We start from the raw sequence: 1,065 nt of genomic DNA, 5'->3' as shown, positions 1-1,065 counted from the left end.
GATTTTATTTGGCGGCTTATCTTGGGTGGATTGGTTGATGCAGGCCATCTGGCCTGCTGGCCCATATGGAATTCGCTGACGAGGGTCTCATCTAACAATCGAACGCGAAGGTTCAGTGCTCTTACCAGACTTTCCTCGTCCCGGTCCAACCTGTTAGCCATCATGCATTCGTAGCTTGCGCTCCCAGGTCAACGCCAAGGCAGTTCGGCCAATCCCAGCACGGGTCAGATCGGTCCGGCGTTCGAAGCGTATTTTGGACTGAGTGTCCCAGCAATCGCCCCTGCGGCTCATTGACGAGCGCATGCCATACGCCTTCAGGGCGTCTTGAAACAGGTGACTGCAATACTGGGCGGATTCAACCGGTCGGTGTGCACAATCACACCGGCTTCCGGGCGGCGCCGGAACCAGGCCATGCGCAGCGCGTCCGTGACCAATTCGGCCTTCATGTGTGGTTGCATCGACCAGCCAACCACCTGCCGGCTGAACAGGTCGATGATGACCACCAAATAGAGCCAGCCTTCAACTGTCGCCACATAGGTGATGTCGCTCGTCCAGACTTGATTGGGTGCTGCAGGGCTAAAGTCGCGTTGCAGCAGATTGGGGGCCACCGGCAAGTCGTGGTTCGAGTTGGTCGTCGCAATGTACTTGCGCTTGTGGCGGGCACGGACGTGCAGCACCATCAGCTTGCGAACACGCTCCTTGCCCACCCGCACTCCGCGCGCCAGCAGTTCTTTCCACATGCGCGGCCAGCCATACTCCCCCTTCGCCCCAGCGTGAATCGCCTTGATGTGGGCCAGCAAGGCATCGTCACTGAGTCGGCCTCTATGTGGCCTGTCGGTGCTTGCTGCGCGTTGCTTGCGCTGGTGATAGCCGCTGGGGCTGACACCCAGCATCTCACACAGGACCGAGACCGGCCAGTAACGTCGGTTTCGCTCGATGAACGCATACTTCACACCGACTCCTTCGCAAAGTCCTCATCTGATCATCGAGCGCTGTGGCTCACATTCCCTATCGGGTTTTCCTCGCCCCGGTCCAACCTGTTAGCCATCATGCGATCTATGCTTG

Annotated in this window: 1 pseudogene; it reads right to left on the bottom strand. The window is 58.8% G+C overall.

The annotated features are described in order from the left end of the window. Positions 1-264 precede the first annotated feature (264 nt). Positions 265-971: pseudogene (locus A3A5_RS39265) on the bottom strand (IS3 family transposase); the annotation flags it as partial. Between the last annotated feature and the right edge of the window lie 94 nt (positions 972-1,065).

This window comes from Cupriavidus sp. UYPR2.512 (assembly GCF_000379565.1).
Lineage (GTDB): Bacteria > Pseudomonadota > Gammaproteobacteria > Burkholderiales > Burkholderiaceae > Cupriavidus.
The sequence above is the reverse complement of the archived record's forward strand: the minus strand, read 5'-3'. Positions and strand labels throughout refer to the sequence as shown.